The organism is Streptosporangium sp. NPDC004379 (assembly GCF_042873875.1).
Lineage (GTDB): Bacteria > Actinomycetota > Actinomycetes > Streptosporangiales > Streptosporangiaceae > Streptosporangium.
The window spans coordinates 63,830-89,907 of sequence record NZ_JBIAMC010000024.1 but is presented as its reverse complement, the minus strand read 5'-3'; the positions used below and the strand labels follow the sequence as shown (position 1 = coordinate 89,907).

The following is a 26,078-nucleotide window of genomic DNA, read 5'->3' as shown; positions in this document are numbered from 1 at the left end:
AGGTACGGTGCCCGGCCCCGAAGGGCCGTGAAGGCGCCGTTCTCCCGCCCTGCCGGGCCGGGAGGACGACACGCCGGCCCGACGGGGCCGGTGGTGGGCGGCCCGCCGGGGCGGGTCCGCAGGGAGGGGGTCCGCAGGGAGGGGGTCGCAGGGCCGGGGCCTTCAGCGGCCGGCTGGGATCCCCTCCCGGGCGGCGGCCCGGGGACCGGCCGGGACGCCGCCCGGCCGCGGCAGGAGCACCCGGGCCACGACGCCCGGCGACAGCAGCCGCCGCGGCGGCTCCTGCAGGTTGGCGACGCTCAGGAAGGCGTTCCCGACCACCGGGTCCGCCTCGGCGGCCACGTGGAGACGGGCGAGGTAGCCGTTCAGCAGCCGCAGGCGCGCGGTGCGCCGGCCCTCGACGGACGGGAACCGCAGGTCCCCGCCGGCCGACATGTCCCACGGCACGTCGATGATCCGCGCGGCGCGCCGGAAGAAGCGGCGGGCCAGGCCGCCCGGCCCTCCGTCCGCCAGGCAGTCGCGCAGCGCGGCGGCCTCGCAGGCCGCCACCGTCATGCCCTGCCCGTAGGTGGGGTTGAACTGGCACAGGGCGTCGCCGAACACCACGTAGCCCTCGGGGAAGCGGTCCAGCCGCTCGTACCGGCGGCGGACGCTCACCGGGATGCGCATCGGCCGCGGCTCCCCGAGCGGTTCGAGCCGCCGCAGGAGGTCGTGCAGAGCGGGGACCGGGAGCCGGGCGGCGAACCGGTGGTACCCCTCGGGGTCGGCGGGCGGGACGTCGTCGCCCATGCCGTACAGGGTGACCAGCCAGCGGTCGCCCTCCGCGCTGAGCGCGACCCCGCCCCTGGGGACGGCCGCGCTGTGCCCCACGATGAGGGCGACGGCGTCGCAGTCGCCCGGCCGGCGCCGGTACTCGCGCGAGACGTACATCAGCCGGGACTCGACGCGTTCCTCCGGCACCGGCCCGTACCCCAGCAGGCGCAGCCACTCGGCGCCCCGGTTGCCCCGGCCGGTGGCGTTCACCACGAGGTCGGCCGCCATGTCCCGCGGCCGGCCACCGGGGTGCAGCAGCCGCACTCCGGTGACCGCGCCGCCGGCGCCGGTGATCGGCTCGACCACCTCGCAGCCGTCGAGGATCGTCACGCCCGGAAGGGCCTCCACCCGGGACCGCAGGGAGCGTTCGAGCCGCGGCCGGCTCACCGACAGTCCGCGCAGCCGCGAGGGCGCGGGGCGCAGCAGCCTGCCGTCGTTGTACCAGCGGACGTCGCCCTGGAGGTCGCAGGCGACGGCGCCCATCGCGACGAGGTCCGCGGTGAGTCCGGGGAACAGCTCCTCCAGCACCTCGCAGCCCCGCGACAGCATCCCGTGCGCGTGACGGCCCTGCGGCACGCCCCGCCGCGGGACGCCCTCGACGGGCAGCGCGTCGCGGTCGACCACCGTGACCCGGCCGAACGTCTCGCTCAGCACCCGGGCCGCCAGCAGGCCGCCCATCCCCGCCCCGGCGACGACGGCGTGCCCCGGGTGTCCGGGCCGCTCACCGCGACCGTCGCGGCCGGGAGACTCCGAGTGCCCGGCATATACGGCATATCCAGAATGTCTGTTGTCCCCGCCGTCCCCGGATGGCCGGTGGCCGGTGTCCTCCATGGCGTCCTCACCCTCGTCGTCCGGCCGCCCCGCGGGGCGGCGCCGTGCTCACGACATGAGGATGTGCGCGGCCGCTGGGAGGCCGCCGGGAGACGGCTTCCCCAGCGGTCACCCGGCGGTCGCCCGGTGACCGCCCAGCGACCTCCCAGCGTTCTCCCAGTGACCGCGGCCCCGGCCGTCAGGGGGAGCGGCGGCCGGTCAGGTCGGCGATCAGGGTGGTGAGCAGGGCGCTCACCTCCTGCCGGGACAGCGCGCCGCCGCGGGCGGCATGCCGTTCGTACTCCTCCGGCGGCAGCGCCTCGCGGACCGCGGCGGCCTCGCGCGGCCCGTCCAGCGGGTCCATCAGTTCCGGGGAGACACCGGCCCGGGATCCGATGGCCCGCACCGCGCCCATCAGCACGGCCGCCTCCTCGGCCCGCCCGGCCAGCACCAGCGCGCGGGCCGCGCTGTGCACGGTCACCAGCCAGAAGGAGGTGTCCCCGTAGCGGTCCATCGCGGCCAGCACGTCCCCCGCGACGGCCAGGGCCCGGAGGCCGTCCCCGCGGTCGCAGGCGGTCTTCAGGTCGCACCAGGCGACACCGTCCGCGACCCAGTCGTGGCCGCTGGCGCGGGCGGCGGCGAGGGCCTCCCGGAAGGCCGTGCCGGCACCCGGCAGGTCTCCCAGGATCCGCAGCACCATGCCCTGGATCATGAGCGTCTCGGCTTCCAGCCAGACCTGGGCGGTGCCCCGGGCCATCTCGACGGCCGCGCGGGCCGACGACGCGGCGTCGAGCGGAACCCCGGTCAGCAGGCCCAGATATGCGGCGTAGGCGGCGGCGCCCGCCTCCGTCACCGGGTCACCGGCCTCGCGGGCCTCCTCCACGGCCCTGCTCGCCCTCTCGTACCCCGCCTCCGGATACCCGGCCAGGTAGTTCAGCGCCGCGTCGGCGAGCCGGGCCGGCGCCCGGAGGCCCGCGCTCGCCCAGGGGGCCCAGACGAACCCGTCCAGCAGCCAGGCCGTCCCCTCCGCGACATGGCCCCGGCGGAACCAGAACCAGAAGAGCGCGCTGCCCAGCCGCAGTGCGTATTCGCCCTCGCCTTCCGCCAGCGCCGACGTGAACGCTGCCCGGAACTCCGGCTGGTCGAGGCTCAGCCGGTCGAGCAGCTCCGCCCCCTGCGGGCCGCGGAGGTGGCGTTCGGCGTTCTCGGCCCGGGCCAGGACCCAGGCGCGGTGGCGCTCCTCGGCGTTGTTCAGCTCGACGGGTGAGAGCGCGCCCGTGGCGTACCGGCGCAGCGTCTCCAGCATCCGGTAGCGCCGCGGCGCCGTGCCGGGCACGGCGATGACCAGTGACTTGCGGACCAGAGCCGACAGCGGCCCCAGGACGGGGGAGACCTCCCCGACGGCGGCGGCCCCGTCGAGGTCGAAGCCGGAGGCGAACACGCCGAGCCGGTAGAACAGCCGGCGCTCGTCCGGCTCCAGCAGCTGGTCGCTCCAGGCGACCGTGTCCAGCAGCGTCCGGTGGCGGTCCGGGCGGTCGGCCGAGCCGCCCACCAGCAGGGTGAAGCGGTCCTCCAGGGCGTCGGCGATCTGGCCGACGGACAGCATCCGGCACTGCGCGGCGGCGAGCTCGACGGCCAGCGGGATGCCGTCGAGATCCTCGCACAGGGCGGCGATCCGCTCCCGGTCGCCCGGCTCGGGCGTCCAGCCGGGCTGGGCGGCGGCCGCGCGGTGCAGGAACAGTTCCACGGCCTCCGTGGCGGCGGGCAGGGGCGGCACCTCGTAGATCGCCTCACCGGTGATGCCCAGCGGCTCGCGGCCGGTGCACAGGATCCGCACGGATCCGCAGCGGGTCAGCAGGGTGTGGACCAGCTCCGCGGCGGGAGCCAGCAGGTGCTCGCAGTTGTCCAGGACGATCAGCGTGTCGCGCTCGACGAGCATCGTGGCGAGCCGGTCGGGGGAGGGGACGGTGGGCAGGCCCAGGGCGTCGGCGACGGTCGCGGCCAGCAACTGGGTCGCGGTCAGCGGCTCGGGCACGTGCCGCTCTCCCAGCTCGACGAGCCAGGGTCCGTCGGCGTCGGCTCGGGCGCGGGCGACCTCCAGGGCCAGCCGGGTCTTGCCGACGCCGCCCGGACCGGTGAGCGTGACGAGCCGGTGCCCGTCCAGCAGGCCGGCGACGGCCGTGAGGTCGCCGCCGCGGCCGACGAAGCTGGACAGCGCGAACGGCAGGTTGCCCGGGGGCGGCGCCGGGACCGCGGCCCGGAGGGAGGGGACGCGGCCGGGCCGCTCGGGCGCGGGGGCCGGCCGCGGGTTCCGCCGCCCGGGAGCCGGGGCCAGCCGCGGGTCCTGGGCGAGCACCGCCGCCTCCAGGTCACGCAGGCCGGGGCCGGGGTCGATGCCCAGCTCGTCGGCCAGCCGTCTGCGAACCCTGCGCAGCGCGGTGAGGGCGTCGGCCTGCCGCCCCGACCGGTACAGGGCGAGGGCCAGCAGCTCCCAGCCGCGCTCCCGCAGCGGCTGTTCGGCGACCAGCGCCTCCAGCTCGCCCACGGCGGAGGCGTGCCGCCCCGCCGCGATGACGGCGGCGAGCCGGTCCTCACGCACCGTGGCCCGCAGCTCCTCCAGCCGGGTCGCGTCCGGCGTCGCGAACGCCGCCCCGTCGAAGTCGGCGTAGGCCGGGCCCCGCCAGAGCGCGAGCGCCCGCCCCAGGAGGTCGGCGGCCTCCTCAGGTTCGCCGTCCTCCAGCGCGTGCCGGCCGCGGGCGGCCAGCTCCGTGAAGCGCTCGGCGTCGATCGCGTCCGGGGCGGCGCGCAGGGCGTATCCCGGCCCCTCGCGCACCAGCAGCCGGGCCGGGGCGCCGGGGACCCGCTCGGGTTCCAGCGTCCTGCGCAGGTCGGCGACGTATCCGTGGAGCGTCGTCACGGAGGGCGCCCTGGAGCCCTCCCAGACCTCGGACAGGATCCGCTCCGCCGGGACGCTCCTGCCCCGCGCGATCAGCAGCCGCGCCAGCACGGCCCGCTGGCGGGACCCGCCCAGCGCCGCCGGGCGATCGCCCACCTCGGCCCGGAGCGACCCGAGCACCCCGAACCGCACGTCCCCGGCGAGTCTCACCGGCGGTCCTCCCTCGATCCGCCGGCCGTACGGAGGTTCGGCCGTCCGGGTCCCCGGTCGGCACGGTCGGCGCGGTCGGCGCGGACGGCGCGGGAGACGGAGGGGGCTGGGCGGGGGGCGGGGGAGCGGACGCCTGGACGCACCGGTTCGGCCATGCGGCAATGATGCTCCCGTTTCCGGCCGGGCGCAGCGGTCTCCTCGCCGCCTTCCGGAGAGAATCCCGTGCCCCGCGGGAACCCGGCTTCTCCGGGCGCCCATCTCTCGCGGAACGTTCCATCCCGGCCGAATTACGGATGGACATCACCGAACGTTTCGGTCGTGATAGTAAAGACCCTCAAAGTTTTCCGTACACGGGGGCGAAAGTGACGACCATCAGCCGGCGACGGCTCCTCCAGGCGGGCGCGGGGGTCGTGCCCGCGCTCGCGCTCGGTGCCCGGCCCGCCGAGGCCGCGACCATCACCACGGGCGTCGTGCCGAGCGCGCTCGCCGGGTTCGACAGCGCGATGAAGACCTACATCGCGGAACGCGGCATCGGGTGCGCCCAGCTCGCGGTCGCCCGCAAGGGGAAGATCCTCCTCGCCCGCGGCTACGGCGTCTACAGCCGGTCGGCGACCCTGCGGAAGGTGCAGCCGACGTCCCTCTTCCGGGTCGCCAGCCTCAGCAAGAACATCACGGGAGCCGCGATCGCCCGGCTGGCCCAGGACGGCAAGCTGAGCCTCGGGGCGTCGGTGGCGTCCCTGCTGGGGCTGTCCACCACGACCGACCCGCGCCTGGCGAAGGTCACCGTCTGGCGGCTGCTGCAGCACACCGGCGGCTGGGACCGCGGCGCGTCGCCGGACCCGCTCTGGGCGGACCACGCGATCTCCGCGTCGCTCGACGTGCCGCTGCCGGTCGACCACGCCGACATCATGAGGTGGACGACCGCCAGGAAGCTCGACTTCGATCCCGGCACCAGGCACGTCTACAGCAACTACGGCTACATGCTGCTCGGCCGGATCATCGAGAAGGTCTCCGGCATGAGCTATGAGTCGTACGTCAGGCAGAAGCTCCTGGCGCCCCTCGGGATCACCAGGCCGGTTCTGGGCGGCAGCCTCGCGTCGGAGGCCGCATCCATCGAGGTGCCCTACGCCTCGAAGTACACGAACAAGACCGTCCTCGACGACTCGGGCACGGTCGTGCCGTACCCCTACGGCGGCTTCAACATGCCGAACCAGGACGCCAACGGCGGCTGGCTCGCCTCGGCCGTCGACCTGGTCAAGTGGGGCTTCGCCTTCGACGCCGCCGGGCCGGTGCTCAACTCGACGTCGCTCTCCCGGGTGTTCGCCAAGCCCGAGACGGGCGTCACCTCCGGCGGCTCGTGGTACGGCTTCGGCTGGTACGTCCGCAACAACAACGAGGGCGGGCTCAACACCTGGCACAACGGTTCCATGCCCGGCACGTTCGCGTTCCTGGCGAGGATCCAGAACGGCGTCAGCTACTGCGCGATCTTCAACCGCAGGGAGGAGGAGGGCACCCCGGACTTCGACTCGATCGACCCGATCCTGGGCAAGGCCGCCTCAGGTGTGAAGACCTGGCCGACGACGGACCTCGCGCCGAACTACTTCTGACCCGCGCCCCGCCTCCGACCCGCCCCCGCCGGTCCGGCGGGGGCTCAGCGCGTCGACTCGCGGACCACGAGCTCGAAGGGGGCGACGTGCTCCCCGGCCGGGCGGAGGGGGCCGCGGACGCGCTGTACCGCCAGCTCGACGGCCTTCTCCGCCATCCACCGGTGGTCCGGCGCCACCGAGGACAGCGAGGGGACGAGGAAACGCGACTCGGGAACGTCGTCGAAGCCGATGAGGCGGACGTCGCCGGGAACCCGCAGCCCGCGATCGGCCAGACCCCGCAGGACGCCGAGGGCGACGGTGTCGGTGACCGCCACCACCCCGTCGACCTCCAGGCCGGAGTCGACCATGCGGTGGGCGGCGTCCCGGCCGGCCTCCATGGTCATGCCGTCCAGGGGGAAGAGCAGGGGCGGATCGGCGGGCAGGCCGCGTTCGGCGAGCCCGTCGAGGTAGCCGCGGTAGCGGCGCGTCACCACGTTCACGCCCTCGCGGGGGACGCCGGAGACGATGCCGATCCTCCGGCACCCCCGGTCGGCCAGGTGGACGGTCGCCGCCTTCATGCCCTCCTCGTTGGGCATGGCGACGTGGTCGAAGCGGCCGCCGAAGTCCCGCTCGCCGAGCATGACGACGGGGAAGCCGGCGCCGGTCAGCCGCTCGTCCAGCCCGTCGAGGGCGACGGCGCTGAGGATCAGGGCGTCGAACTGCAGGACGCGGGAACGGGTGAGCGCGCCGGCCTCCCCGGCCTCCGCCGCGCCGGTCCGCTCGATCGCGACGTGGTAGCCCCGGCGCCCGGCCGCGTCGATGACGAGGCCGGCGAGATGGCCGAAGTAGGGGACCTCCACCTCGGGGACGGCCAGGCCGATGACGCCGGTCCGCCCGGACCTCAGGGAACGGGCGGAGACGTTGAGGCGGTAGCCCGACTGCCGGATGGCCTCCAGCACCCGCCGGCGGACCAGGTCGCTGACCCCCTCGCGGTCGTTGACGACGTTGGAGACGGTCATCTTCGACACTCCGGCGAGCCGGGCGACGTCCTCCATGGTCACCATGCCGCGCCCCGTGTTTCGCCGTCCGGTCCGGATCCGGCCCGGACGTCTTCGGCCGGGCCGCCATCGGTGGCGAGTTTATCGCCCGGGAGATCCCGCGGACCCGGTCACCGCGACGACGGGACGGTGAGGGACCCTGTGCGGCCGCGGCGCGTCCGGGGCCGCACGGGATCCCGTCACGCGAGACGCCCCTCCACGGTGACGAAGGAGTGGGCGGGCAGGCGCACGCGCAGCCCGGAGCCCGTGGCGGAGACCTCGTACGGGCGGGGGGCGACGACGCCGGGCGCGGCGGGGGTGTTGTGGTCCTGCAGCCTGCCGGAGGTGAGGACGCGGGCACGGACGTCGGCCACGGCGCCGCCGCGCAGGTCCAGATCGACGTCGACGGCCTCGCCGGCGTCGAGGTTGGACAGCGAGACGAGCACCCGGCCTTCCTTACGGCTGGCCGACAGCGAGACGGTCGTCAGGCTCGCCTGTCCCACCTCGCGGGAGGGCAGGCCGGCGGGGAGGTCGACGCGCAGCGACGCGGCGTCCTGGTGGCCCTTGTTCATCTCGAACACGTGGTAGGTGGGGGTCAGCACGAGGGCCCCGGAGTCGGGGTCGGTGAGGATCATGGCCTGCAGCACGTTCACGGTCTGGGCGATGTTGGCCATGACGAGCCGGTCGGCGTGGCGGTGGAAGACGTCGAAGTGCAGGGCGGCGACCAGCGCGTCGCGCAGGGTGTTCTGCTGGTACAGGAAACCGGGGTTCGTGCCCGGTTCGACGTTCCACCAGGTGCCCCACTCGTCCAGCACCAGGCCGACGTTCCTGCCCGGGTCGTAGCAGTCCATGACGTTGGAGTGGCCGGTGATGAGCTCGTCGACGCGGGCGGCGGCGACCATCGTGCGGTAGTGGTCGTCGGTGTCGAAGACGGTGGCGTCGCCCTTGTCCTCCCAGGCGCCCGGGACCGTGTAGTGGTGGAACGACAGCGCCTGCATGAACGGCGCGGGCCGGTAGGCGCACCCCAGGTCGCCGAGCTGCTTCATCAGCGTCTCGGTCCAGGCGTAGTCGTCGCCGTTCGCGCCGGCGGCGACGCGGTAGAGCCTGTTGCCGCCGTGGTCGCGGCAGTAGGTGCCGAACCGGCGGGCCTCGGCGGCGTACTGCTCGGCGCGCATGTGGCCGCCGCAGCCCCACGCCTCGTTGCCCAGCCCCCAGAACCGCACCCGCCACGGCTCCTCGCGGCCGTTGGCCCTGCGCAGGCGCACCATGGGCGAGTCGCCGTCCCGGGTGAGGTACTCGACCCAGTCGCTCATCTCCCTGACCGTGCCGGATCCGACGTTGCCGCTGATGTACGGCTCGGCGCCGAGCAGCTCGCACAGGGCCATGAACTCGTGCGTGCCGAAGTGGTTGTTCTCCTCGACGTTCCCCCAGTGGGTGTTGACCATCACCGGACGCCGGTCCCTGGGCCCGATGCCGTCCATCCAGTGGTACTCGTCGGCGAAGCAGCCGCCCGGCCAGCGCAGGTTCGGGATGTCCAGCGCGCGCAGCGCCTCCACCACGTCCAGCCGGATGCCGCCCGCGTTCGGCAGGTCGCTGTCCTCTCCCACGTAGAAGCCGCCGTAGACGCAGCGGCCCAGATGCTCGGCGAAGTGGCCGTACAGGTGCCGGCTGATCACCGGGCCGGGGACGTCGAGGTTGATGACGGCGGGTACGACGAGGTCGGTCATCGGGGTGAACCCTGCCTTCGGTGGAGGGAGCGAGTCGAGGGGACGACCGGCGATGGGGGGCGAAGCGCCTTACTTTATCGATACATGTATCGATAAAGTAAGGCGACTTTACCGATACGGCCCCTCGTGTCAAGCCCCCGGTGCGAGGCGCGGACGGCCCGGGTGCCGGAGCGCGTCATCCGGGAGGGTGGAGGGGAGGCGGCACGGCGCCCGAGTGCCGGGCCCGGGGGCGGGATCGAAACCGGGATCGAAACCGGGAGCGGGATCGGGGCTGGGACGAACATCGTTCTAGACTGACCGCACCCACTAGAACGGAGTTCGGTAACGATGCGAGTCGGACTGTTCATCACCGAGCCCAAGGGGCCGGACGCGCTGGGCAAGCTGCGGGACCGGATCGCCCGCGGCGCCGACGACGGCTTCTCCTCGGCCTGGATCTCCAACATCTTCGGCCTCGACGCGCTGACCGCCCTGGCCGTCACCGGAAGTCAGGTCCCCGGCATCGAACTCGGCACCGCGGTCGTGCCCAGCTACCCCCGTCACCCCGCGGCCCTCGCGCAGCAGGCGCTCACCGTCAACGCCGCCCTGGACGGGCGGCTCGCGCTCGGCATCGGGCTGTCGCACCGGATCGTGATCGAGGACATGTACGGCTACGGCTTCGAGCGGCCCGCCCGTCACATGCGCGAGTACCTGTCGGTCCTGCTGCCCCTCGTCCGGGGGGAGAGGGCCGACTTCGACGGCGAGACGCTCAGGGCGCACGTGCAGCTGTCCACCCCGGGCACGGGCGACATGCCGGTGCTCATCGCCGCGCTGGCGCCCCGCATGCTCAAGCTCGCCGGGGAGAAGGCCGACGGCACCGTGCTGTGGATGACCGGTCCCAAGACCGTCGCCGGGCACGTCGCGCCCGCCGTGACCGAGGCCGCGCGCGCCGCCGGACGGCCCGCGCCGAGGATCGTGTGCGCCCTGCCGGTCTGCGTCACCGACGATGCCGACGCCGCCAGGGCCCGCGCGGGGGAGGTGTTCGCCGGCTACGGCGACCTGCCCTCCTACCGGGCGATGCTCGACCGCGAGGGGGCCGCGGGCCCGGCCGACGTGGCGATCACCGGGAACGAGGACGAGGTCGCGGCGCAGCTCACCGCGCTCGCCGAGGCGGGGGTCACCGACTTCGTGGCCGCCGAGTACGTCCGGGACGACGACCGGACCCGCCGCTTCCTCAAAACGCTCCTGTCAACGACCCAGGGCTGAAGCTCTGGGCTTGCGCCTCTCGCGCCTGCCTGGACGGCAGGCGCGAGAGGCACTGACCCCGCTTTCCACGGCGGGGTCGTTGGGCGCGTTGACGAACGCCCACGCCGTCCCGGCCCGTCGTGCGACGTTGAGGGCGGCGATGTGATCGGCGGGCCCAGCGAACCCGCACGACCGACACGAGAAAAGGTCCCGGCCCGGCTTCACCTCGCCCGGACGGACGCGCCCGTCAGACGCCGAAGGCGCTCAGCGTCGGCCAGGCCGAGCCCACCCCCGCCAGGACCCCGGCGGCGACCTGCGCCGGCGTGTGGTGGGCCAGCCGTACCCGCGCCCAGCAGACCGTCGCGGTGACCAGCGCGCCGGCCGCGAGCGTCGGCGCGGCGGGCAGCACGTGGGCCAGCACCACCACGGTGCCCGCCGACACGGCCGCGTGGAAGGAGATCTTCCACCGCAGCGTGACCGGGACCGTCACCGCCAGCGCGGCCAGCATCGCGGTCACCGTGGCCACCAGCAGCCGGGGCGCGCCCAGGACCGCCAGCAGCACCAGCGCCGCCAGCACCGCGGCGACCGCCACCAGCAGCGGCCCCGTACGGCGCGTCCGGTCGACCAGGTGGTGGGAGTCCAGCCGCCCCGACCGGACCCCCGCGTAGATCACCCCCGCCGGGACGCCCCCGCACAGCGCCGAGGCGACCAGTCCCCAGGCGGCGGCGGGCGGGCCGCCGGCGAGCAGCCCGACGACCGGCGGGAGCGTGATGACCAGCACCTGGGGCGCGAACAGCCCGGTGATCCACCGCGCCGCCACAGTGGCCCTGGCGGCCCTGTCCGGCGTCACCGCCGTCAGTCGTTGGCGTGCAGCGCGCTGTTGAGCTCGATGCCGGTGCCCCGCCGGGGGACGACCTCGACGGCGCCGGAGGTGGAGTTGCGGCGGAACAGCAGCCCGGACCCGCCCGACAGCTCGGCGGCCTTGACCACCCGGCCGTCCGGGAGGGTGACCTTGGTCCCGGCGGTGACGTACAGGCCGGCCTCCACGACGCAGTCGTCGCCGAGGGAGACGCCGATGCCGGCGTTGGCGCCGAGCAGGCAGCGCCGCCCGACGGAGATGACCTCCTTGCCGCCGCCGGAGAGGGTCCCCATGATCGAGGCGCCGCCGCCGACGTCGGAGCCGTCGCCCACGACCACGCCCGCCGAGATGCGGCCCTCGACCATGGAGGCGCCGAGCGTGCCGGCGTTGTAGTTGACGAAGCCCTCGTGCATCACGGTCGTGCCGGACGCCAGGTGCGCGCCGAGGCGGACGCGGTCGGCGTCGGCGATCCGGACCCCGGCGGGGACGACGTAGTCGACCATCCGCGGGAACTTGTCGACGCCGTACACGGTCACCGGGCCGCGGGCGCGCAGCCGCAGCCGCGTCCGCTCGAAGCCCTCCACCGCGCACGGGCCCTGATTCGTCCACACCACGTTGCCCAGCAGGCCGAACACGCCGTCGAGGCTCAGACCGTGCGGCGCGACGAGGCGGGACGACAGCAGGTGCAGGCGCAGGTAGACGTCGTGGGTGTCGGCCGGGGCCTCCGACAGCTTGGCGATGCCGGTCCGGACCGCGACCACCTCCACGCCGCGGGCCTCGTCGGGCCCGAGCAGTGCGGCGACGTCCGGGCCGAGCGCCTCGGCGGCCTCCTCCGCCGTCAGCCGCTCGGTGCCGGAGAGGGGCGGCTCGCCCAGCTCGGGGGAGGGGAACCAGGTGTCGAGGACGGTTCCGCCGGCGGTGATGGTCGCGATGCCGGCGCCGTACGCGCCGGAGGTCTGGGCTGCTGCGTTCACCCTTCCAAGGGTAGTCAGGGTCGCCGCCGCGGCGTGCCCGGGTCGATCTTGGCGCGCCGGGCCGCCTCCGGGATGCCGCCGGACCCCGGGGCACCGGCGCGGTGAGGCGCGGTCGCCGCGCCCCGAGGGCGTGATGCCCGGGATATCGCCCGTCCGGCACCGGTAGCATCGGTTGGACAGACCAGAATGTCGTCGTCTCCCAGGGAGCAACCGTGTCCGCCGTGCCAGAACTTCGTGTCACCCTCGCCGGAGCCGAGCGCGTGGTGGCGGAGGGCACGACGTACGGCGACGTGCTCGGGGCCGACGGCCGCTCGGTGGTCGCCGCCCGCGCGAACGGCGAGCTGAAGGACCTCGCCGCCCGCGTCGCCGACGGCGACGTGATCGAGCCGGTGGAGGTCGGCAGCCCCGACGGCCGGGCGATCGTGCGCCACTCCACCGCCCACGTCATGGCCCAGGCCGTTCAGGAGATCTTCCCCGAGGCGAAGCTCGGCATCGGCCCGCCCGTCGAGAACGGCTTCTACTACGACTTCGACGTCGCCGACGCGTTCACCCCCGACGACCTCAAGCGCGTCGAGAAGCGCATGCGCGAGATCGTCAAGCAGGGCCAGACCTTCTCCCGCCGGGCCGTCTCCGACGACGACGCCCGCGAGGAGCTGGCCGCCGAGCCGTACAAGCTGGAGCTGATCGGCCTGAAGGGCGGCGCCTCCGCCGAGGACGGCGCGAACGTCGAGGTCGGCGCCGGCGAGCTGACGATCTACGACAACCACGACCCCAAGACCGGGAAGCTGTGCTGGAAGGACCTGTGCCGCGGCCCGCACGTGCCGACCACCCGGTCCATCCCGGCGTTCAAGCTGATGCGCTCCGGCGGCGCCTACTGGCGGGGCAGCGAGAAGAACCCGCAGCTCCAGCGGATCTACGGCACCGCCTGGGAGTCGCGCGAGAAGCAGGACGAATACCTCCACCTGCTGGAGGAGGCCGAGAAGCGCGACCACCGCAAGCTGGGCGCCGAGCTCGACCTGTTCTCCTTCCCCGACGAGCTGGGCTCGGGCCTGCCGGTCTTCCACCCCAAGGGCGGCGTGATCCGCCGCGTCATGGAGGACTACTCCCGGCGCAGGCACGCGGAGGCGGGTTACTCCTTCGTCAACACCCCGCACATCACCAAGGGCCACCTGTACGAGGTCTCCGGCCACCTCGACTGGTACCGCGACGGCATGTTCCCGCCCATGGAGCTGGAGGGCGCGGAGTACTACCTCAAGCCGATGAACTGCCCGATGCACAACCTGATCTTCGGGGCGCGCGGACGGTCCTACCGCGAGCTGCCGCTGCGGCTGTTCGAGTTCGGCTCGGTCTACCGCTACGAGAAGTCCGGCGTCATCCACGGCCTGACCCGGGTGCGCGGCATGACGCAGGACGACGCGCACATCTACTGCACCCGCGAGCAGATGCGCGACGAGCTGACCTCGCTGCTGCGGTTCGTGCTCGACCTGCTGCGCGACTACGGCCTGGAGGACTTCTACCTGGAGCTGTCCACCAAGGACCCGGAGAAGTTCGTCGGCTCCGACGAGGTGTGGGAGGAGGCGACCGCGACGCTGCGCGAGGTCGCCGAGGCCGAGAAGCTGGAGCTGGTCCTCGACCCGGGCGGCGCCGCCTTCTACGGTCCCAAGATCTCCGTGCAGGCGCGCGACGCGATCGGCCGCTCCTGGCAGATGTCGACGATCCAGCTCGACTTCAACCTGCCCGAGCGGTTCGGGCTCGAATACCAGGCGGCCGACGGCACCCGCAAGCGGCCCGTCATGATCCACCGGGCGCTGTTCGGCTCGATCGAGCGGTTCTTCGGCGTCCTGGTCGAGCACTACGCCGGCGCCTTCCCCGCCTGGCTCGCCCCGGTGCAGGTCGTCGGCATCCCGATCGCCGAGGCCCACGCGCCCTACCTGCAGGACGTCGCCAAGAAGGCCCGCGAGCGGGGTGTCCGCATCGAGGTGGACGCCTCCGACGACCGGATGCAGAAGAAGATCCGCAACGCCCAGAAGTCGAAGGTGCCGTTCATGCTGCTGGCCGGCGACGACGACATCGCGGCCGGCGCGGTCTCCTTCCGGTTCCGCAACGGCGAGCAGAAGAACGGCGTCCCGGTCGACCAGGCGATCGACGAGATCGTCGACGCGATCGAGCGCCGCGTCCAGGTCTGACGCTCCAGGTCCGACACCCCGGAGCCGGTCCCCCGATCGGCCCGTTCCCGGCCGCGGCGGACCCCCGCCGCGGCCGGCGCCCCTCCCCACGGTGTACGGCCCGCCCGCCGGACGTCCGGCGGACGCGTGCCGGCCCCGCCTCCTGGGCCGCCGCGGCCGGGAGGCACCGGGCCGCGGGAGGTCGCGGGGCAATATGCTGAACGCCATGAGCGAAGAGCCGCAGGCGCAGCACGGGGCGGGCACACCGGACGCCTTCGAGAGGCTGTGGACTCCGCACCGGATGGCCTACATCAAGGGCGCGAACAAGCCGACCGGCACCGGCCCCGACGACGGCTGCCCATTCTGCGACATCCCCCGGATGAGCGACGAGGACGGGCTGGTCGTCGCCCGCGGCAGGTCGGTCTTCGCTGTGCTCAACCTCTACCCGTACAACTCCGGGCACCTGATGGTCTGCCCCTACCGCCACGTGTCCGACTACGCCGACCTCGACGCCGGGGAGACCGCCGAGCTCGCCGACTTCACCAAGCGGGCGCTGGCCGCCCTGCGCAAGGCCAGCGGCGCGCAGGGCTTCAACGTCGGCATGAACCTCGGCGCGGTGGCCGGCGCGGGCATCGCCGCGCACCTGCACCAGCACGTGGTGCCCCGCTGGGGCGGCGACACCAACTTCATGCCGGTGGTCGGCCACACCAAGGTGCTGCCTCAGCTCCTGCGCGACACCCGCGACCTCCTCGCGGGCTGCTGGCCCGCCTCCGCGTAGACGGGGGCTCCGTCCCGCAGCGCCTGGACGCCCGCCGACAGCACCAGCGGCAGCCCCAGGGCGAGCGCCATGGACAGCACGGCCGCACCGGAGTCGTTGACCAGCATGCCCACCACCCCGCTGACGAGGGTGCCGATCAGGCCGGCCTTCAGCGCGGGGGAGTGGGTGAAGGCCGCCGGCAGCACCCCCGCGCTCGCCGTCCCCGGCCGCAGCAGCCCGTAGACCAGGAACGCCGCCGCGGCCAGCACGATCGGCATCAGGTTGGGGCTGAGCAGGGTGTTCAGCATCGCGCCGAGCTTGCGGCCGATCACCTCCAGCGCCTCGCCGGTGATCACCTGACCGACGAACCGCCCCAGGTGCGTCTGCGACCCGGGCGGACGCAGGTGGTCGAGGAAGGCGATGACCATCACCGTGACGCCGCCGGCCACGCAGAACGAGCCCAGCCTGACGACCGACACCTTCCGGCCGGCCAGCAGCAGGGAGGCCACCGCGATGCCCGGCACGAAGGCGATCACCCCGCCGAAGTCGCTGCCCACCCCCGGCCAGCCGCCCAGGATCATCGCCGCGCAGCCCGGGACCGCCACGGCGGTGACCGCTGCCGTCCGCCGCCCGCGCGCGGCGAGCCGGTGGGCGAGCACGGCGGCCAGCAGCAGCACCGAGGTGGCGAAGAGCGCGAACGGGATGTTGCCCAGGCCGTAGTAGCGGGCGCCGACCACCGCGGTGTAGCCCATCACGCTGTTCAGCTGCAGCGGGGTGCCGGTGAGAAGGTCGCCGGCGAGCACCACGGCGGTGACCCCGGCGACGACGGCCAGCGGTCCGAGCGGGTCGCGCCGCCACGGGCCGGCCAGCGCCACCGCGGCCAGCGCCGCCGCGATCGCGACGATCCCGCCGGTCAGCGCGAGCACCGGTGCTCCGGCGTGCCGCCAGGGCAGCAGGTTGACCAGGTACGTCGACACCGGCAGCGCGGCCAGCGCCAGGGCGGCCACCCGGATCGCCCCCGTCCCGCGTCTGCGCCGCATCAGCAGGAACGCCACCAGGTAGAAGCCCACCTGGAGCACGGCGACGGAGGTGAAGAACACCCCGCTCATGTTCCTGATCGCCTGACCGGCCCGGTCGGCGCCGACCAGCTCGTCCCGCGCCGCCCCGGCCCCGCCGGTACGGCCTCCGGCCCGCCAGGGCACGCCGATGACCGTGTCCGGGACGGGTACGCCCGCCGTGGTGAGGATCGTGGCGGTGAGGTCGGGGAGGATCGTGACGTCCTCGCGGTGCGTGGAGGCCGCTCCGAGGAAGCGTCCCGCGACGTCCGCTCCGCGCATCATGGCCACCCGCAGGTGCGGGGTGTCCCCGTGGTCGGACAGACCGGCCAGCAGCACCCTGGTGTCCGGCGGCACCGCGGCCAGCACCGCGCCGACGGCGGTGTCGGCGTCCCGCAGCGCCCGCGCCCGCCGGTCCGGGCCGAGCGCGTCCTCGGCGCCGGGCAGCCGGTCTCCGGCCAGGTAGGGGCGGATCAGGCCGTCCACGTCCACGGCGGCCACCGGGCACCGGGTGAAGGCGTCCGGCGGCAGGTCCGGCAGGTGCGCGGGGGAGGGGGTGTAGACGTCGACCGCGCCCCGCCGGTCGGCCAGGGCCAGCGCCGCGCCCGGCCCGACGGCGAGCGTGCACCCGCCCGCGGCGTGGACGGCCTCGCCGAGCGATCCGGCGTTCCGCTGCCGGGCGACCCGGAACAGGTAGTCGTAGTCGGGGACGACCGCGCCGGCGCCGGACGGCTCGGGCGTGGGCGGCAGCCCGCAGCCGTAGCCGACCGCCGAGCGGACGCCGGCCGACACGGTCAGCCATCCGTCGTAGGGGCAGGTCACCTTGCCGACGGTGCGGACCGACAGCGAACCGGTGGCGCTCTGGCCGGCCAGCCGCCACAGGTTCGGGGTGGCGCCGGGACCGAGGTCGCTCCACTGCAGGCCGGGGACGCCGATCAGGACGACCCGCCCGGCGGGCGGCGCCGCGTGCGCCGTTCCCGGCCACAGCGCGCTCACCAACATCGCAAACGCGACGAGCGTCCGCTTCACCGACGACCTCCCCTACGGCGGGCAACGCTGGAACCGTAGGGGAAGATCATGGTGCCGGTCCACCCACCGGCGTGACGGCGGGTCGCGGCCCGGCGGATCGGGGCGCGGCGACCCGGGCGGGGGGAAGCCCGCCTCCCGAGGTCCGGGCCGGGGCGGCGGGCGGATCCCCGCGGGGTCAGGGCGCGGTGACCTGGGCGGGGTCGCTCTCGTGGCCGAGGCGGTCCACGGCGGTGACGAGGTAGGCGCCGCCGCCTGGCGCGGTGAACGCCTGGCGCGGGCCGCCGCCGGCCGGCACGACCGCGACCAGGTGGCGGGCGTCGGCGGTGGCGCACTCGCCGACCTTGCCGGACGGGATCCGGTAGACGGCGTAGGCGCGGGCCCCGGCCGAGGAGTTCCAGCTCAGCGCCCTTCCCTGGATCCCCAGGCCGGCGGGCCGGGCGGGGGCCCGGCCGCCGAGGTCCTTCATCAGGGGGAGCAGAGCCGGGCGGTCGTAGTAGCTCTTCGAGATCCGGTTCAGCGCGCCCAGCGGGTTGCTGAGAAGCTGCTTGGCGCTGAAGTACACCTCGCCGCGGATCTGGTCCTGCTTACGGTTGACGCCCAGCTGCGACGCCAGCTCGCCGGGGCTCCGCCAGGCGCCGCCGGTGCCGACCTGGTAGAGCGCCATGCCGATGTACAGGTGCACCCCGGTGCCCTTGACCTCGTTCGCCCACCACGGCGCCAGCGCGTCGTAGTCGGCGGCCTGGAAGCCGCGCGGCCAGTACAGCTGCGGGATGACGTAGTCGACCGTGCCCTTGCGGATCCAGTGGCGGGCGTCGGCGTAGATCGAGTCGTAGGCGGACATGCCGGAGGTGGCCGACCCGGTGCGGTCCTGGGCCTTGTTGCGCCAGATCCCGAACGGGCTGACGCCGAACTTCACGTAGCTCTTCGTCTCGTGGACGGTCCTGTCGACCTGCGCGATCAGTTTGTCGACGTTGGCGCGGCGCCAGTCGGCGAGCTTCTGGCCCTTGCCGTACTTCCGGTAGGACGCCTGGTCGCCGAAGCGCCCGCCCGCGCCGGGGTAGGGGTAGAAGTAGTCGTCGAAGTGGACCCCGTCCACGTCGTAGCGCGACACCACGTCCTTGACGACGGCGGTGACGTGGTCGCGCACCTGGGGCAGCCCCGGGTCGTAGTACAGGCGGCCCTCGTAGGGGATGGTCCAGCCGGGGTGGAGCCGGGCCGGGTGGTTCGGCGGCAGCCGGTCCGCCCCGCCCTCGAAGGAGGCGCGGTAGGGGTTGAGCCAGGCGTGGAACTCCAGCCCCCGGCGGTGGGCCTCGGCGGTCAGGAAGGTGAGCGGGTCCCAGCCGGGGTCCTTGCCGGCCTTGCCGGTGAGGTATCGCGACCAGGGCTCCAGAGCGGACTTGTAGAGGGCGTCGGAGGCGGGCCGGATCTGGACGAACACCGCGTTGAACCGGCGCTTGACGGCCTCGTCGAGGATCCTGGTGTACTCCGCCTGCTGCCGGGCCACGGGCAGGCCGGCCCTCGACGGCCAGTCGAGGTTGTCCACCGTGGCGATCCACACGCCGCGCAGCTCCCGCTTGGGGTGCTCCGGGTCGGGAGTGCAGGCCGCCGTGGAGCCTCCGGCGCCGCTGTTCCCCGCGGTCTCGGCGTCGTTCCCGGAGCCGGTCCCGGAGGTGGCCTTCCCGCTGTCGGCGCCCCGCTTCAGGGCGGGAGGCTTGGCGGCCGGAGCGTCGGGGCCGAATGCGTAGGCGGCGCCGTTGGCGGCGACGGCGAGGGCGGCTGCGGCGAGCAAAGGACGTCCGGTTCGCATGGTTCCTCAGTCTGGCACCGCGAACGATCTGCTTTGGCCCGAAAAAAGAAATCGTTTTGTGATGCTGGTGTGACGCTTGCCCGATTCTTGGGGGAGGCATGGGCATGCGCGCCCGCGCCTCCCCCGATCGGCGGCCCGCGGGTCCGGGTCCGGCCCGCGCTTCCGGGACCGCTTCCGTCCGGTTTTCGGCCCCGGCCCGTGGTCAGCCGGCGACCTTCTCCACCAGGTGCGACGGAAGCGGCTCGTAGCGCAGGAACGACCGCTGGAACGTCCCGGTGCCGTGGGACATCGACCGCAGGTCGATGGCGTAGCGGGTGATCTCCAGTTCGGGGATCTCCGCGCGGACCAGCGTGCGGCCGACGCCGACCGGCTCGGTGCCCAGCACCCGGCCCCGGCGCGACGACAGGTCGGACATCACCGCGCCGACGTGGTCGTCGGCGACCAGCACCGCCACCTCGTCGACCGGCTCCAGCAGCAGGGTCGGCACCTTGGCCGCCGCCTCCTTCAGCGCGAGCGCTCCGGCGATCTGGAACGCCATGTCGGAGGAGTCGACCGGGTGAGCCTTGCCGTCGTAGAGCGTCACCCGCACGTCCACCATGGGGTAGCCGGCCACCACGCCGCGCTGCATCTGCGTGCGCACCCCCTTCTCCACCGAGGGGATGAACTGGCGTGGCACCACACCGCCGACGATCTTGTCGACGAACTCGAACCCGCCGCCGGAGGGCAGCGGCTCGACCTCCAGGTGGCAGATGGCGAACTGCCCGTGGCCGCCGGTCTGCTTGACGTTGCGGCCCATCGCCTGGCACCGGCCGCCGAAGGTCTCCCGCAGCGGCACCCGCAGATCCACCTTCTCCACCTCGACGCCGTGCCGCCGGCTCAGCCGGTCCAGCAGCACGTCGGCGTGGGCCTCGCCCATGCACCACAGCACGAGCTGGCGGGTCTCGGCGTTGTTCTCCAGCCGGAGCGTCGGGTCCTCGGCGACCAGTCGCTGCAGCGCCTGGCCGAGCTTGTCGTCGTCGGCCTTGGATTTCGGCTGGATCGCCACCGGCAGCAGCGGCTCGGGCATCGCCCAGGACCGCATCAGCAGCGGCCGTTCCTTGTCCGAGAGGGTGTCGCCGGTCTCGGCGCGCGACAGCTTGGCCACCGCGACGATGTCGCCGGCCACGCACCTGCCCACCGTGCGCTGCTGCTTGCCCAGCGAGGACGACAGCGCGCCGATCCGCTCGTCCACGTCGTGGTCCTCGTGCCCCCGGTCGCTCAGGCCGTGCCCGGAGACGTGCACGGTCATGTCGGGCCGCAGGGTCCCGGAGAACACCCGCACCAGGCTGATCCGGCCCACGTAGGGGTCGCTGGTCGTCTTGACGACCTCGGCCACGAGCGGCCCGTCGGGGTCGCAGGCGAGGCCGGCGACGGGCCCGCCGTCGACCGAGGTGATCTCCGGCAGCGGGTGCTCCAGCGGGGAGGGGAACCCCTGGACGATGCCGTCGAGGACCTCCCTGGCGCCCACGCCGCCGCCGGTGGCCAGCACGGGGTAGAAGCCGCCGCGGGCGACCGCCTTCTCCAGGTCCTCGATGAGGACCTTGGTGTCGATCTCCTCGCCGGAGAGGTAGCGGTCCATCAGGGACTCGTCCTCGCTCTCCTGGATGATCCCCTCGATCAGCGCGCCGCGGTACCGATCGATCCGGTTCTGGTACTCGGGGCCGGGTTCGTTCTCCGTCCGCGACCCGGTCGCGTAGTTGTGGAACTTCTGGGTCAGCAGGCCGATCAGGCCGTTCAGGCGGCCGTTGGTGACCACCGGGAGGTACAGCGGCGCCACACCCTCGCCGAACGCCTCCTGGCAGGTGGCGAGGACCTCCTCGAAGTCGGCCCGCTGGTGGTCGTTCTTCGTGATCACCACGGCCCGGGGCATGCCGACGGCGGCGCACTCGTCCCAGATCATGCGGGTCAGGCCGTCCACGCTCTCCGTCGCCGAGACCACGAACAGCGCCGCGTCGGCGGCGCGCAGCCCGGCGCGCAGGTCGCCGACGAAGTCGGCGTAGCCGGGGGTGTCCAGCAGGTTGATCTTGATGCCGTTGTGCACCAGCGGCGCCACGGAGAGGTTCACCGAGCGCTGCTGGCGGACCTCGACCTCGTCGAAGTCGCTGACCGTGGTGCCGTCCTCGACCCGCCCGGCCCGCTGCACGGTGCCGGTCGCCGCGAGCAGCGCCTCCACCAGGGTCGTCTTGCCCGATCCGGAATGGCCGACCAGCGCGACATTGCGCACCATGTCGGGGCGGTCGGCCTCGGGTGCCCTGCCCGCGGCTCCCGTTGCTCCGCCTCCAGCCTTGTCTGCCACGTCGCCTCCCGCGTCGTTGCCGAAGGAGCGCGGCCAGGCGCGGCCACACCCCGTCCGCCGCCGCGTCCGTACACCGCAAGGACGCGGTGTGTTCACCAAATACCCATGTGGCGAATATCACAAGAGGTCCACGCCGATCCGCTTGCGGAGCGTTGGCTGCGCGCTCTCAGACGGCGTGGCCTACGATCGGACCGCGATGCTGAAACTTCTGCGCCCTGCCGTGACCCGCGTGCTGACCCCCCTGGGCAGAGCCCTCATCCGCCACGGGATCAGCCCCGACATGGTCACCGCCGCCGGCACGCTCGGCACGGTCGCCGCAGCACTCTTCTTCTATCCCCGAGGGGAGTTGTTCCCCGGCTCGGTCGTGATCACGTTTTTCGTCCTGGCGGATCTCCTCGACGGGGTCATGGCCCGGATGACGGGCACGGGGAGCGTCTGGGGCGCCTTCCTCGACTCCACCCTCGACCGCGTGGGCGACGCCGGGATCTTCTCCGGGCTGGTGATGTGGTTCGTGGTGAGCGGTCAGCGGACGCTGGCCGGGGTCGCCCTGTTCTGCCTCGTCGCCGGGGCCGTCGTGTCCTACGTCAAGGCCCGGGCCGAGGGCCTGGGCCTGTCGTGCGACGTCGGTCTCGCCGAACGGCCCGAGCGCCTGGTCGTGGTCCTGGTCTCGGCCGGGCTCGGCGGCCTCGGCGTGCCGTACATCCTGGCGGCGGGGCTGTGGCTGCTCGCCGCCGCCAGCGCGTTCACCGTCGGCCAGCGGCTGCTCCACGTGCGCCGCCAGGCCGTCTCCACCCCTCCACGCTCCCTCCGCTGAGGACAACGATGAACGACAAGCCGTCACTGCAGGAACGTCTCGTGGCGGCCGGCTTCGGCGCCGGCTGGGCGGTCGTGCCCCGCCTGCCCGAGCCCCTGACCGCCTGGGCCTTCCGGACGGCCGCCGACCGGCTGTGGAAGCGCCGCGGCGGGCAGGTGCTCCGGCTGGAGGCCAACCTCGCCAGGGTCAGGGGCACCTCCCCGGACGACCCGGCGATCCGTGAGCTGAGCCGCGCGGGCATGCGCTCCTACTTCCGCTACTTCCACGAGGTGTTCCGGCTGCCCTCAATGCGTCCCGAGGAGATCCTGTCGCGCACCCGCGCCCACAACGCCGAGCTGGTCCAGGAGATCCTCGGCGCGGGCCGGGGCGTGGTGTTCGCCCTGCCGCACATGGGCAACTGGGACCAGGCGGGCGCCTGGTTCGTGCAGATCGGCCACCCGTTCACCACCGTCGCCGAGCGGCTGCGGCCCGAGTCGCTGTTCCACCGCTACACCGCCTTCCGCGAGGGGCTGGGCATGGAGGTGCTGCCGCTCACCGGAGGGGACAACCAGATCTTCGCCGTGCTGTCGCAGCGGCTGCGGGCGGGCCGGCCGGTCGCGCTGCCCGCCGACAGGGACCTGACCGCACGGGGGATCGAGGTGAAGTTCTTCGGGGCGGCCACCCGCATGCCCGCCGGGCCCGCCATGCTCGCCCTGCACACCGGGGCCGCGCTGATCCCGGCCATCCTGTCCTTCCAGGGCCGCGACTGGGTGGTGCGGTTCTGCGACGAGCTCCCCGTGCCCGCCGAGGGCACCCGCCAGGAGAAGGTCGCGGCCCTCACCCAGGACCTCGCCACCGTCTTCGAGAAGGGCATCGCCGAGCACCCCGAGGACTGGCACATGCTGCAGCGGCTGTGGCTCGAGGACCTGGAGCCCCGCGGATGACCGCGGGCTGCGCGCCGGGCGCGCGGGACACGGCGGGCACGGCCCGCGCCGGGGAGAAGCGGGAAGCGGTGGAGCGATGAGGATCGGCATCGTCTGCCCCTACATGTGGGACGTGCCGGGCGGGGTCCAGGTGCACATCCGCGACCTCGCCGAGGCGCTCATGGACGACGGCCACGAGGTCCAGGTGATCGCCCCGGCGGGTGACGACGCGGCGCTGCCCCCTTACGTGACCTCGGTGGGCCGGGCGGTCCCGGTCCCGTTCAACGGCTCGGTCGCCCGGCTGTCGTTCGGGTTCCTGTCGGCGGGGCGGGTGCGCCGCTGGCTGCGCGAGGGCCGCTTCGACGTTCTGCACGTGCACGAGCCGTTCATCCCCTCGGTCGGCCTGCTGGCCTGCTGGGTGGCCAGGGGGCCGATCGTGGGCACCTTCCACGCCTCCTACGGCCGCTCGCGGGCCTTCTCGGTGGCCTCGCCGGTGATCATGAGCGTGCTGGAGAAGATCACCGCGCGGATCGCGGTGTCCGACGCGGCCCGCAAGACCCTGGTCGAGTTCATCGGCGGCGACGCGGTGCTCATCCCCAACGGGGTGACCGTCGGCCGCTACGCCCACGCCGAGCCGCTGCCCGGCTGGGACGACGGCGAGGTGATCGGCTTCCTCGGCCGGATGGACGAGCCCCGCAAGGGCCTGCCGGTGCTGCTGAAGGCGTTCTGCCTGCTCGCCGCCGAACGGCCGCGGCTGCGCCTGCTCGTCGCCGGGCCCGGCGACGCCGGCGAGGTGCTCGGCAGGGTCCCGGCCCGCTTCCACGACCGGATCGGCCTGCTCGGCATGGTCAGCGAGGAGGACAAGGTCCGCGCCTACCACTCGGTGGACGTCTTCTGCGCCCCCAACCTCGGCGGGGAGAGCTTCGGCATCGTGCTCACCGAGGCGATGTCGGCCGGGGCGGCGATCCTCGCCAGCGACATCCCGGCCTTCCGCAAGGTGCTCGACGACGGCGAGGCCGGCGCGCTGTTCACCGTCGGCGACGCGGCCTCCCTCGCCCGCGAGGCCGCCGCCCTGCTCGACGACCCCGGGCGCCGGGCCGCCCTGTCGGAGGAGGCGCGCCGCGCCGTCCGCAAGTACGACTGGTCCACGGTCGCCCGCGACGTGCTGCGCGTCTACGAGACCGTGGCGATCCCCGCCGGGGTGAAGGAGGACGAGGCGTCGTGAGCGCCACACTGGTCGCCGTGGCCGGCGCGGTCGTCGTGCTGGTCGCCGTCTACGTCTCCTGGCGGGCCGGCCGACTGGACCGGCTCCACATCCGCCTGGAGCTGGCCCGCGAGTCCCTGGACGCCGCGCTGGTACGGCGGGCCGCCGTCTGCCTGGAGCTCGCGGCCTCGCGCGTGCTGGACCCGGCGACGAGCCTGGTGCTGGCCGCCGCCGCCCACGAGGCCCGTACGGCCGGCGCGGAGGAGCGCGAGCACGCCGAGAGCGACCTGTCGCGCACGCTGCGCGCGGTGGCCGACCAGGACCGCTTCCGCGACCGGCTGTCCGCCGACCCGGCCGGCCGCGAGCTGCTGTCCGAGCTCGACACCGCGGTGGCGAAGGTGGTCTACTCCCGGCGCTTCTACAACAACGCGGTCGGCGTGACCCGCGCCGCCCAGCGCCGCTGGCTGGCCCGCACGCTGCGCCTGGCCGGGCACACCGATTACCCCGGCTTCTTCGAGATCGACGACGACGCCCCGAAGGCCCTCGCCGCCGAATGACCGCCGGGTGATCCCGGCCGTCTCCGCACGCGCTCACCGGCGTGCCCCGGGGCCGTCCACCCGGCGCCGGCGGCGGTTCCCGGACGTCCCGATGCCGAACCGCCGGTGAACCGCCGCCCGACCATCGAGCCGCTGCCGAGCCGCCGCCGGCCCGTTACTGAACAAGACTCGCGAAAGCGGGATAACCGGCAACTGGGACACCGGTAAGCTCGTGCTCGTTTTCTGGCCCGACTTGGAGGAGATGAGCCGTGCGGGTGTCCCGGAAGATCGCCGTCACACTGGCGGGGGCGGCCGTCCTCGCCCAGGCCGCGGCCTGTTCCTCCGACGAGCCCGCGGCGGGCAAGGAACCGCAGGCGGTGGCGGAGGACACGACGCCCGCCGAGACCCCGTCCCCGGAGCCGGCGCACCCCTTCACCGGCCTGCCCGGCGCCGCGCGCAGGCCGGTGCTCGCGGCGAAGATCGAGAACACCTCGGCCGGCAAGCCCCAGCTCGGCCTGAAGAGCGCCGACATCGTCTACGTCGAGCAGGTCGAGGCCGGCCTGACCCGCCTCATGGCGATCTTCTCCTCGAAGCTCCCGCCCAAGATCGGACCGGTGCGCAGCGCCCGCATCTCCGACCTGCACATCCTGCCGCAGTTCGGCAAGCCCGCCCTGGCCTACTCCGGCGTGCAGACCAAGATGATCCCCAAGGTCCAGGAGGCGTCCCTCGTCGACGTCTCCGACAGCAGGGCCCCGGGCGCCTACTTCCGCCAGCCCGGCCGCTACGCGCCCTACAACCTGTTCGCCGAGCCCAGGAAGCTCCTGGCCAAGGCGTCCGGGACGAGCAAGGCCAAGGACATCGGCTTCACCTTCGGCGACGCCCCCGAGGACGGGACGCCGAAGAAGTCGTTCAGCGTGCGGTACCCGGCGGCCCGCTTCACCTTCACCTGGTCGGACGCCGCCAAGAAGTGGCTGGTCTGGCAGGACGGCAAGAAGGACATGGCCGCCGAGGGCGGTCAGCTCGGCGCCCCGACCATCGTCGTGCAGTACGCCAAGACCGAGCGTTCGGAATACCACGACCTCAACCAGAGCTACACCCCCCTGGTGCACTCCACCGGCACGGGCAGGGCGGTCGTGCTCCGGGACGGGCAGGCGTTCAAGGCCAAGTGGTCGCGCGAATCGGAGCGGGACGGCACCGTCTTCACCACCGAGACCGGGGACCCGATGAACTTCGCCCCCGGGCAGGTGTGGGTCGTCCTGGCCGCGCCCAAGCCCGTGATCCCCTGACGGGGGCGGCCGTACAGGAGCCGGCGACCCCCTGACGGGGGCGGCCGGCCGTACA

At 73.7% G+C, this 26,078-nt stretch carries 18 protein-coding genes; 9 read left to right on the top strand and 9 right to left on the bottom strand.

From position 1 onward, the window contains the following. Positions 1-162 precede the first annotated feature (162 nt). Positions 163-1,644, bottom strand: coding sequence for an FAD-dependent oxidoreductase (locus ACFYSC_RS34370; RefSeq protein WP_389969864.1), 1,482 nt, complete (start codon positions 1,642-1,644; stop codon positions 163-165). A gap of 178 nt (positions 1,645-1,822) precedes the next feature. Beyond that, positions 1,823-4,729 carry a BTAD domain-containing putative transcriptional regulator gene (locus ACFYSC_RS34365; protein ID WP_389969862.1) on the bottom strand — a complete coding sequence of 969 codons (2,907 nt, stop codon included), beginning with the start codon at positions 4,727-4,729 and terminating at the stop codon, positions 1,823-1,825. Positions 4,730-5,091: 362 nt separating this feature from the next. On the opposite strand from ACFYSC_RS34365, the gene ACFYSC_RS34360 reads away from it, so the two are divergent. Next, complete coding sequence (locus ACFYSC_RS34360; protein WP_389969860.1) at positions 5,092-6,336, top strand: serine hydrolase domain-containing protein; 1,245 nt, start codon at positions 5,092-5,094, stop codon at positions 6,334-6,336. Positions 6,337-6,380: 44 nt separating this feature from the next. Here ACFYSC_RS34360 and ACFYSC_RS34355 read toward each other — a convergent pair whose 3' ends face one another. Together ACFYSC_RS34355 and ACFYSC_RS34350 are read right to left on the bottom strand one after the other, a co-directional pair. Beyond that, positions 6,381-7,379, bottom strand: a complete 999-nt coding sequence (locus ACFYSC_RS34355) for a LacI family DNA-binding transcriptional regulator (RefSeq protein WP_389969858.1) — start codon at positions 7,377-7,379, stop codon at positions 6,381-6,383. A 173-nt stretch (positions 7,380-7,552) separates the two neighbouring features. Then, positions 7,553-9,079: an alpha-N-arabinofuranosidase gene (locus ACFYSC_RS34350; protein ID WP_389969856.1), complete on the bottom strand. Its 1,527-nt coding sequence runs from the start codon at positions 9,077-9,079 to the stop codon at positions 7,553-7,555. 327 nt (positions 9,080-9,406) lie between these two features. On the opposite strand from ACFYSC_RS34350, the gene ACFYSC_RS34345 reads away from it, so the two are divergent. Next, entirely contained in the window at positions 9,407-10,321 is a 915-nt protein-coding gene (locus tag ACFYSC_RS34345; protein WP_389969855.1) for a TIGR03564 family F420-dependent LLM class oxidoreductase, read from the top strand. A gap of 226 nt (positions 10,322-10,547) precedes the next feature. On the opposite strand, the gene ACFYSC_RS34340 is transcribed toward ACFYSC_RS34345, so the two are convergent. Both ACFYSC_RS34340 and dapD read right to left on the bottom strand, forming a co-directional pair. Continuing rightward, positions 10,548-11,150, bottom strand: a complete 603-nt coding sequence (locus ACFYSC_RS34340; protein ID WP_389969853.1) for a hypothetical protein — start codon at positions 11,148-11,150, stop codon at positions 10,548-10,550. 5 nt (positions 11,151-11,155) lie between these two features. After that, the gene (gene dapD / locus ACFYSC_RS34335) at positions 11,156-12,133 is read right to left on the bottom strand and encodes a 2,3,4,5-tetrahydropyridine-2,6-dicarboxylate N-succinyltransferase (protein WP_389969851.1); all 978 of its coding nucleotides are present in this window, start codon (positions 12,131-12,133) and stop codon (positions 11,156-11,158) included. Positions 12,134-12,345: 212 nt separating this feature from the next. Between dapD and thrS the strand changes: the two genes are divergently transcribed. Both thrS and ACFYSC_RS34325 read left to right on the top strand, forming a co-directional pair. Then, positions 12,346-14,319 (top strand): threonine--tRNA ligase, encoded by a 1,974-nt coding sequence (gene thrS / locus ACFYSC_RS34330; RefSeq protein ID WP_389969849.1) that lies wholly within the window; start codon positions 12,346-12,348, stop codon positions 14,317-14,319. Positions 14,320-14,524: 205 nt separating this feature from the next. Then, entirely contained in the window at positions 14,525-15,076 is a 552-nt protein-coding gene (locus ACFYSC_RS34325; protein ID WP_389969847.1) for an HIT family protein, read from the top strand. Here the strand turns inward: ACFYSC_RS34325 and ACFYSC_RS34320 are convergent. The 3 genes from ACFYSC_RS34320 to ACFYSC_RS34310 all read right to left on the bottom strand — a co-directional run bounded on the left by ACFYSC_RS34320 (position 15,019) and on the right by ACFYSC_RS34310 (position 21,281). Next, positions 15,019-17,139, bottom strand: coding sequence for a hypothetical protein (locus ACFYSC_RS34320; RefSeq protein WP_389969845.1), 2,121 nt, complete (start codon positions 17,137-17,139; stop codon positions 15,019-15,021). The genes ACFYSC_RS34325 and ACFYSC_RS34320 overlap by 58 nt on opposite strands. Positions 17,140-17,314: 175 nt before the next feature. Beyond that, a complete protein-coding gene (locus ACFYSC_RS34315; RefSeq protein WP_389969843.1) occupies positions 17,315-18,946 on the bottom strand; it encodes a glycoside hydrolase family 10 protein in 1,632 nt (543 codons plus the stop codon). Between the two features lie 202 nt (positions 18,947-19,148). Further along, on the bottom strand, positions 19,149-21,281 hold the full coding sequence (locus tag ACFYSC_RS34310) for an elongation factor G-like protein EF-G2 (RefSeq protein WP_389969841.1): 2,133 nt from the start codon (positions 21,279-21,281) through the stop codon (positions 19,149-19,151). A gap of 196 nt (positions 21,282-21,477) precedes the next feature. Here ACFYSC_RS34310 and pgsA point away from each other — a divergent pair, with 196 nt between their 5' ends. The 5 genes from pgsA to ACFYSC_RS34285 all read left to right on the top strand — a co-directional run bounded on the left by pgsA (position 21,478) and on the right by ACFYSC_RS34285 (position 26,023). Next, positions 21,478-22,095, top strand: a complete 618-nt coding sequence (gene pgsA / locus ACFYSC_RS34305; protein WP_389969839.1) for a phosphatidylinositol phosphate synthase — start codon at positions 21,478-21,480, stop codon at positions 22,093-22,095. A gap of 8 nt (positions 22,096-22,103) precedes the next feature. After that, complete coding sequence (locus ACFYSC_RS34300; RefSeq protein ID WP_389969838.1) at positions 22,104-23,018, top strand: phosphatidylinositol mannoside acyltransferase; 915 nt, start codon at positions 22,104-22,106, stop codon at positions 23,016-23,018. A gap of 76 nt (positions 23,019-23,094) precedes the next feature. Next, positions 23,095-24,222 carry a glycosyltransferase family 4 protein gene (locus ACFYSC_RS34295; protein WP_389969836.1) on the top strand — a complete coding sequence of 376 codons (1,128 nt, stop codon included), beginning with the start codon at positions 23,095-23,097 and terminating at the stop codon, positions 24,220-24,222. Beyond that, on the top strand, positions 24,219-24,758 hold the full coding sequence (locus tag ACFYSC_RS34290; RefSeq protein WP_389969834.1) for a hypothetical protein: 540 nt from the start codon (positions 24,219-24,221) through the stop codon (positions 24,756-24,758). Before ACFYSC_RS34295 ends, ACFYSC_RS34290 begins: the two co-directional genes overlap by 4 nt. A 248-nt stretch (positions 24,759-25,006) precedes the next feature. Then, positions 25,007-26,023 (top strand): DUF3048 domain-containing protein, encoded by a 1,017-nt coding sequence (locus tag ACFYSC_RS34285; RefSeq protein WP_389969832.1) that lies wholly within the window; start codon positions 25,007-25,009, stop codon positions 26,021-26,023. The last annotated feature ends 55 nt before the right edge of the window (positions 26,024-26,078 follow it).